The sequence below is a fragment of the Gelatiniphilus marinus genome (assembly GCF_042684345.1).
Taxonomy (GTDB): domain Bacteria; phylum Bacteroidota; class Bacteroidia; order Flavobacteriales; family Flavobacteriaceae; genus Gelatiniphilus; species Gelatiniphilus marinus.
Genome location: NZ_JBHULK010000007.1, coordinates 191,538 through 199,083 on the forward strand (window position 1 = coordinate 191,538; position 7,546 = coordinate 199,083).

The 7,546-nt window shown below is 34.9% G+C and carries 8 protein-coding genes; all 8 read right to left on the bottom strand.

Annotated features, from left to right (window positions below; all coding sequences use genetic code 11):
- Positions 1–10: 10 nt before the first annotated feature.
- Complete coding sequence (locus tag ACFSQS_RS14545) at positions 11–2,278, bottom strand: TonB-dependent receptor domain-containing protein (RefSeq protein WP_388020566.1); 2,268 nt, start codon at positions 2,276–2,278, stop codon at positions 11–13.
- A 179-nt stretch (positions 2,279–2,457) separates the two neighbouring features.
- The gene (locus tag ACFSQS_RS14550) at positions 2,458–2,853 is read right to left on the bottom strand and encodes a hypothetical protein (protein ID WP_388020569.1); all 396 of its coding nucleotides are present in this window, start codon (positions 2,851–2,853) and stop codon (positions 2,458–2,460) included.
- Between the two features lie 54 nt (positions 2,854–2,907).
- Positions 2,908–3,321 (bottom strand): hypothetical protein, encoded by a 414-nt coding sequence (locus ACFSQS_RS14555; RefSeq protein WP_388020572.1) that lies wholly within the window; start codon positions 3,319–3,321, stop codon positions 2,908–2,910.
- A gap of 30 nt (positions 3,322–3,351) precedes the next feature.
- Positions 3,352–4,134, bottom strand: coding sequence for an ABC transporter permease (locus tag ACFSQS_RS14560; protein WP_388020575.1), 783 nt, complete (start codon positions 4,132–4,134; stop codon positions 3,352–3,354).
- Positions 4,127–4,834 carry an ABC transporter ATP-binding protein gene (locus tag ACFSQS_RS14565; protein WP_388020578.1) on the bottom strand — a complete coding sequence of 236 codons (708 nt, stop codon included), beginning with the start codon at positions 4,832–4,834 and terminating at the stop codon, positions 4,127–4,129. Before ACFSQS_RS14565 ends, ACFSQS_RS14560 begins: the two co-directional genes overlap by 8 nt.
- Entirely contained in the window at positions 4,828–6,063 is a 1,236-nt protein-coding gene (locus tag ACFSQS_RS14570; protein ID WP_388020581.1) for a nitrous oxide reductase family maturation protein NosD, read from the bottom strand. Before ACFSQS_RS14570 ends, ACFSQS_RS14565 begins: the two co-directional genes overlap by 7 nt.
- 4 nt (positions 6,064–6,067) lie before the next feature.
- On the bottom strand, positions 6,068–6,586 hold the full coding sequence (locus ACFSQS_RS14575) for a nitrous oxide reductase accessory protein NosL (RefSeq protein ID WP_388020584.1): 519 nt from the start codon (positions 6,584–6,586) through the stop codon (positions 6,068–6,070).
- 26 nt (positions 6,587–6,612) lie between these two features.
- Positions 6,613–7,233: a hypothetical protein gene (locus ACFSQS_RS14580; RefSeq protein WP_388020587.1), complete on the bottom strand. Its 621-nt coding sequence runs from the start codon at positions 7,231–7,233 to the stop codon at positions 6,613–6,615.
- Positions 7,234–7,546 lie beyond the last annotated feature (313 nt).

Here is a 7,546-nt window from a genome sequence, read left to right on the forward strand (position 1 = left end):
TAATGTGTATTTAAATGGTAAAACCAACCGAAACAAAAGCGTTTCGCCCAGGAGCAAAAATTGGCATATTATTTCCTCTTACAGAGCGGCTTAAATGCTCGTAATAGTTTTGGTTAAAAATATTGTTGAGTCCTGCTGTTAAATTGCCTGATTTTGAAAACTGATAAGCACATTTAACATCCAACAACGAAAATGCCGGCGTCTGGGTTTCGCCATACTCGACAGAAATGCGGGATTGCTCTAAAACATGTCTAAAAATTATCTGAGGCGTTAATTTACTTTTAATAAAGCTGCCAGATAACGTGTACCTAAAATCTAAAGGTGCTATTTCGGGCAATGGCTCACCACGATCCAAATCTTGTGCATAGGTATAGGCTACTCCTGCTTGATGTTCAATGTTAGTTAATATTTTCTGGCTCCAATTAATTTCAAAACCTGTTTTAAAGGCGTCTTCAATATTGGTAAAACGCCTAACTCCCGGACTCATAGGCAACTTTGGCCTTACATCGGGATCTATAAAAGAAGAAATAAAATCTTGTAAATAAGCTGCAAAAACATCAACATTTACACTCGTGTTTTTTTTCTGCCATGTAAACGTAATATCCAATTGATTGTTTATTTCTGGTTTTAACTGCGGATTGCCCACCAACTCATAAGGATCTTGCCCAACCGGAAAGTAGTTAATGTACCGTTCCGTAAGTCCGCCGCTACGTTGGGCGCGCGCCACCCAAAGCCCTAAACTTAGGTTACTGCCAAATTTTCTGTTGGCACCAAAACTAAAGCTTGGGTTAAACTGTGTAACTTGAGGGTCACCGTTTGCTGCTAGAAACTCTGTTGTTGGGTCGTTAATATCTGCCTTGTTCAATTCTAATCTTGAAGACAACACAAACTTGGTTTCCTTTATTTTAAAATGATACTCTGCAAATAGGCTGGTTTTAGAAATATAGCTGTCTTGCCAAGCATTGTCTTTAGCAGTATTGCCAGCGTTTGGCCCCATTAAAAATGCGCGTTCCCTAATACCTTCGGCACCTTCTTTTCTAAAATCTGCACCTGTATAAAGATGCGATTTGTTATATACCCATTTAGCTTCTGTTCTGCCTCCAAAATTATAAGTAGTGGCATTGGTTTGGGCATTTAGCATTCGCGGATCAAGGGGTTTTAGCAGGTTGTCCATAAGGTGATCTACAAAAGAGGCGAAAGCTGTGGTATTCCAATATTTTAGGTGTTTTTTATTAAATGTGGCATCGTATCTTGCATTAAACAACCAAGTATCGTCATTCCTTAAATCCATGGGTAAAGCGGGGAAATCTGCATCTCTAGCCACGTTATACACTGCCGAAATATTAAGTTGGTCTTTTTCTGAAATTTTAAAACCCAAATTTGTGCCAAAGCTACCTCTGTTAAAACCAGAGGCTATGCTTGTGCCGTTTCCAGAAGTATAATCGCTGCCCTGAGACCAAGCTCCAAATACATTAATATCGTATATTTTACCGCTGAAGCCCAATTTTCCTTCACTTCTAAAAATATTGCCGTTACCATCGTAACCATTAGAGATTCTACCGTAAATATCTTTATCTTCTGTAAACCCCAGTTTTTCTGGAACAAAATTTATGGTGGCCCCAAACCCAGTACCAAATCTTAGGGCATGTGGGCCTTTAAGCACCTCAATACGGTTTAGCATATTTGGTGCCATTTGGCTTGTTGGCGGATCCATGCGGTTAGGGCACGCCGCTGTAGCACTTTGCGCACCATTAAGCACAATATTAAGTTGGTCGTATTTAAAGCCCCTAAACACAGGATCGAAACCGTAATTCCCACCTTTTCTAATGCTGTTAAGTGCGGGTTTTTGGTTTAATATTGAAGTGGCATCATGTGCCAGCTGGTCTCTATATTCAAGCTTTAGCTCTTCTTGCGGCGTTTTCTTTGGCCTAAGCGATATAATGGTTACAGGATAGAGATCTACGGTTAGAGGCTCTCTGTAAAGTGTTTTTGTGCCGATGAGGTTTTTTACTTGGGCATCAAGCAGTGTCCATTGGCCGTAATTAAGGTGCGAAAAATACATGGAATCTCCTTTTTTGTAAATAAAGCTAAAATGGCCATTAGCATTGGTAGTTCCTTTTTGATCTCCATAAACAAACGTTGCGTCTTTTATGGGTTGCTTGCTTGTTTTATCAAGCAATGTTACATTAATATTTTGTTGGGCTGTTGCTGTTAATGTAAAAACAGCGCATACTAGGGCAATAAAAGCCTTGGCATGCCATATTTTATTGAAATACATAATTCTTTTTTTAGGTTATAACTATATGGGTTACCAACCAACTAGATACCCATGGTATAATTGGTCTTGAATTAAAAAAATAGATGCAGGTTTTTTTAACTTGAAATTACCAGAACAAAATATTTAAAAGCTTTTAGAGCTGTTAAGTTCTGCGTTAAAATAAAAACCTATTAAAGATATTATGCAAGTTGTTTTGGAGGTTGTTTTATTTTGAAAACAAATAGGAGTGGTTTAAAATTTTGAGAAAAAAAGAAAATAGTTTTATTGCTGACAATAAGCACATTTTCTGTATTTGTTTTTAATCGGTTTGAAGTTAATATATAATGTGATAATTCTGTTCTTTGCTCTTTTTGAATAGGGGCATTTTTATCCTCGGCAGAGGTTTTTAATTGCTGGGTTAAGTAGCACTTGCCATTGCAACCTTTTTGCTCTTCTTTTTGAATGCAAAGCGTTTTGGCTATAAAATCTTGATTAATAACAAAATCGATTACAATTACGACATTGTTAATGTTGTTTGCCAACAACACAAACGTTAAAAACAAAGCTGTAAGTTTATATGTCGCCTTTATTATCATGGGTCTAATTTCGGATTATTTTATCCTAAATAATATGACTTTTGTTAGACAAACTTAAATTTTAAAATACTTAAAATAGGTGGCGGTTAAGCGTTGTAAATACGCTACTTTTTTATTTAATTCGGCAGGGTTATCTAGGTCTTTTATTTCAGTTATTTCTTCTAAAATGGGTACAAGCACTACATGTAGTTGGTCGTGTGCTTCGCCTGTCATATTACAGCTTTTTATAATATAGCTGGTTTCTTTAGATAGGGCATTACCAAGTGTTATTCCATCAGCAGACCTGTTGTTTTTTAAAATAGAATCTATACGTTGCATCCCAACATGAGTCTCTTTATTGGCAAGCCATTTTTCGCTATTGTTCAGTTTTAACTCTAAATTATCTACTACAGATATGGCTTCAGTTTTAGTTTTGTTATTACAACTTGATAAAGTGATTAAAATGAATATTAGTGTTATTGTTTTCATATTTATAATTTTTTAATACCAATTATTGGTTTAAAAGTCTTTCTTTTTTGATTTGAATACGATTCGCGTTACGGGTAAAATTACCCAAACGGTTAGCACGATAAAGGATATAACCAGTCCGAAATTAGTACCAAAAAACTGTTTAAATACAGCACCCGTGTAACCCAATAATGCTGAAATATCCAGCTTTAAAAGAATAAGCGTTCGCGATAAATCGATGGGGTTTAACATAGTGCCAACTAACGATACTTTGTCTAACGGATAATCTTCAAACATAATTAAAGTCATTAAAAACAACCCGTCGTAAATTACCGCCAAAAACAACCATAATAAAATGGCATAGCCAAAACCTTTTATTTTATTTTCGTTTGATAAAGCGATGTTAAAGGCCAAAGCGGTAAAAATCAAGGTTAAAAACGTGCCTGTAAACAGCAGTAATGAAAAATCCCAAATGGCACTACTTTCAAATAAACCATAAAATACAAACGGAATGCCCAGGCCTAAAATCAAGCTCATAGAAAGCGATAGCGCAACACCTAAATATTGCCCTAAAAATATGGACGACCGTTTTAAGGGTTGCGCCAATAAAAGTTCTGTAAATTCTTTGGAATTGTAGTAGTACATTACGCCAAAAATAGTGCCTATTAATGGTACTAAAACAATGATTACATTCATTAGGGTAATAACTGCTTTTGAGAGGTCGTTGTTTAAAAACAAGAGCACAATTCCCAATAATAAATAGAATGCAAAATACACGTAGCTCCAACGGCTGCGCATGAGGTCGTAAAAACTGTATTTTAATATTTTAAGCATGGTTTTCTGAAAGTATTGATGCTATGGCATGTTCGAAATCGGGTTGGTTGGTTTTATTTTTTAGTTCTGAAATGGTGCCTTTAAAGTAAATTTTGCCTTCTAATAAAAACACAATTTCGTCTGATACCTCTTCAACAAAACTCATAATGTGCGAAGTAATCAAAATGGTTTTTCCCTTGGCTTTTTCTACTTGGATCAAATCTTTTAATCGAATTAACGAAATAGGGTCTAAACCGGTTGTGGGTTCGTCTAGTATTATTAAGGGGCTATCAAACATAAAAGTTAAAACGAGATTTACTTTTTGTTTTGTGCCCCCTGAAAGATTACCTAATTTTTTATCTAAAAAAGGTTCTAATTTGAATAGTTTAATAAGGCGTTCGTCTTCATCGGTGTTTTTGCGTAAATCCTTAATCATTTTAATTAATTCTTTTACTTTTAAATTACTGGGGAAATTGGCAATTTGCGGCAAATAATTAATTTTATGTCTGTAATCTGAGTTTTGCTTTATGTTTTCTCCAAGCACAGAAATATGGCCTTTATTGGGGATAACCATACCCAAAATAGATTTTATCAATGTGGTTTTACCGGAGCCATTTGGCCCGAGCACTGCAAAAATGCCGCCTTCACTTATGGTTAAATCCAAACCGCTTAGCACTTGGTTTTTACCAAATTTTTTATGTAGATTTTCAATACTTACCATGTTAGTTGTTTTATTTGAGGGTTGTTGTCCAATAAATTATCTGGAGTAAAAACGGGCGATACTTTTTCAGAAAAATCTATAATGTCTATAAACATGCTTCGCAATAAAATTATGGTTTCGGGTGTGCGGTTTACAATGTACGAAAACAGTTTTACGGGTCTGTAAGGCACATCGCCAATGCCGTTTTTATCTAGATCGTAGCCGGTATAGTTGCTCCAATAGTTTCTATCAAAAACATTGTCGTTAACTTTACTGTTGTATGCAATATCAAAAGAATTGTACAAAAAATTGTTCTCTGTAAAATGGTTGGTATAACAGGCACCACGTACTTTAATGGCCCAACCGTTGTTTTTAAAATTGTTGTTTTTATAGTTAATACGGTTTGAGCCCTCAATGTTAATGCCAATGGTGTTTTGCTCGAAGGTATTGCCAATAATTTCGGCATCGTTAATTTCTTTTAAAAGCATGCCGTAGGAGGCTGTTCCCCAGTTTTCTTTAAAAATATTATTGTACATTTTTATGCGTTTAGAAAACATAACGGCCACTCCGGCGCCATTGTTTTCAAATATGTTGTCTTGATAAACGTCATCATTTGAAAACATAAAATGCAATCCGTAACGTACATTTAAAGCGCTTACGTTGTTTTTAATAGTACAAAAATCTGAAAACTCTAAATAAATGCCATCTCTAACATGTTGCACAAAATTGTGTTCAATATCTACATTTTTGCTGTACCATAATTGTATGCCATTGCCCGAGTTGTATTCTTCAACAGCATCGCCAATTATTTTGTTGTGGAATATTTTTCCGTATCTCGATTTTTCGATATAAATACCAAAGAAAAGTTTTTCTAAAACTAAATTTTGAATGGTAAAATATTTGCTTTTTTTTACTCGAACCGCAGCGTAATCTTCGGTGTAGCTGTTGCCAACATTTATAATGAAAAGCCCATCAATTGTAACATTATCTGCAATTACTGTGATTATTTCGCCTTTTAATTCGCCATCAATTACCGGATAGTTTTCTCCAACAATGGTTAGCGGTTTATCAACTAAAACATTATGCTCTTTATACGTGCCTTTTTTAACAATAATAGTATCAAAATCTTTGGCTTGTGCAATAGCATTTTTTAATGTTGAAATCTCGCATGTGCTGCAAACCTCTATAGTTTGGGCACTAGTTATGTTTGCCACTAACATGGCGGATAGAAAAAGCAGTATTTTTTTCATGTTACTAGTCTTTAAATTTTGCTAGTAATTCTGTCCAGGTATATAAATCGCCGCCTTTTTCGGCTTGAAATTTTTCAGCGTCGGCTTTATTTTTAAAAGCCGATAAAAAAGCACCCATTGGGCTAGGGATGTTTTTGCTAATTAAAAAAGTGGCTTTTGTGGCATCTATTAAAGCTTCGGGTTCTGTATAATTGTTAGATAGGTAAAGCTCAATTTGTGAAGTGTCGAATTCGTCCATAAAGTTAATCATACATTCTGTGGCGTCGAACATATAGACCTTGCCTTTTTTGGTAACAATTTCTGCGGCGTGGACCTTATCTACAATAGTCATTTTACAGAAGTGGCAACCATCGCTTCCGTAATTTATTTTTTTTGGCGATATATTACAACTGAAAAGGAAAAGGAAAACACCTATCCATAGCCCTTTCCAAAGGAAAGAGAACCCAAGCGCTTTTGGTGTACCCTTTTTGGTTGAGTTTTTTTTATGAAGATAATTAATGTGTTTCATGTTTAGTGTTTGCATGATTTTAGTGTTTTAAAAATGTGGTGTTAATGGGTTGTTATCTTTAAGCTTGCTTTTCTGCCCAACCAAAAAGCAGCAAGTGTTAAAAACATACCAACAAACATAAGGTAGCCTCCTGTGTGCGGTAACGATGTTACATCAAAATTTAATAGTTTTTGAAAACCAAACAACGGTGGTTTGTAAGACATGGGCGTACCATCTGGATTAGTTACTTTTATAATGGCGTTAGGATCTAGATTGCTACCATAATCGATTAGCCAGTTGTTAAAATCGTACATGCCTAAAACACCCAATACAGACATAAGTAAAAACCAGCCTAGAAAAAACTTATAGTTTAACTTGTTAAAATATCCTAAGAAACCAATTATTACGCCTAATATAACCATGCCTAAAATAACCTTTGGAAACACTGAAAACTCCCACATTTCTTCTGGTTTAGGAATGGTTTTCATGCCTATATAGTGGTTTAGTCCATCAATATTCTGAAGGTCGAATTCTGAGACACCTTTGATGCCATTAATATAAATATTCATTCCTAATGGCTCTGGATATTGTGGTGCACCAAGCATGATGTTCCATAACGGAAATTTAAAAAGCCCTAATAACAGTAAAGAGCCTATAATCATTATAAAGCTAGCCTTTTTCATGGTGTTAAATATTGATTGTTGAAGTTTTTGAATGAAGTTTCTGCTTAAGCAAATTTTAGTGTTTTAAAAAAAAGGCGAGAGCGAAATATCAACTCTCGCCTAATGTAGAGAAATAAACACTAAAACAAAATTTCTCTAATTCTGTACCAATTTAAACTTGTAATGTGGCATATAATTAAAATTAATTTGCATGTCCGTAAACTGCCCTAAAGTCAAATATATTTCGTATATTTAATTGATATTAAAAGAGTTATCTATGAATATATTTAGTTTTGGAGTTCATTTTACAGATGAAGCGAGCTGTCGATTGCAT

Coding starts and splice junctions, on each gene's coding strand:
- ACFSQS_RS14580 (WP_388020587.1), bottom strand. CDS start 7,233: ATGAAAAAGGCTAGCTTTATAATGATTATAGGCTCTTTACTGTTATTA.
- ACFSQS_RS14565 (WP_388020578.1), bottom strand. CDS start 4,834: ATGGTAAGTATTGAAAATCTACATAAAAAATTTGGTAAAAACCAAGTG.
- ACFSQS_RS14575 (WP_388020584.1), bottom strand. CDS start 6,586: ATGCAAACACTAAACATGAAACACATTAATTATCTTCATAAAAAAAAC.
- ACFSQS_RS14545 (WP_388020566.1), bottom strand. CDS start 2,278: ATGTATTTCAATAAAATATGGCATGCCAAGGCTTTTATTGCCCTAGTA.
- ACFSQS_RS14550 (WP_388020569.1), bottom strand. CDS start 2,853: ATGATAATAAAGGCGACATATAAACTTACAGCTTTGTTTTTAACGTTT.
- ACFSQS_RS14570 (WP_388020581.1), bottom strand. CDS start 6,063: ATGAAAAAAATACTGCTTTTTCTATCCGCCATGTTAGTGGCAAACATA.
- ACFSQS_RS14555 (WP_388020572.1), bottom strand. CDS start 3,321: ATGAAAACAATAACACTAATATTCATTTTAATCACTTTATCAAGTTGT.
- ACFSQS_RS14560 (WP_388020575.1), bottom strand. CDS start 4,134: ATGCTTAAAATATTAAAATACAGTTTTTACGACCTCATGCGCAGCCGT.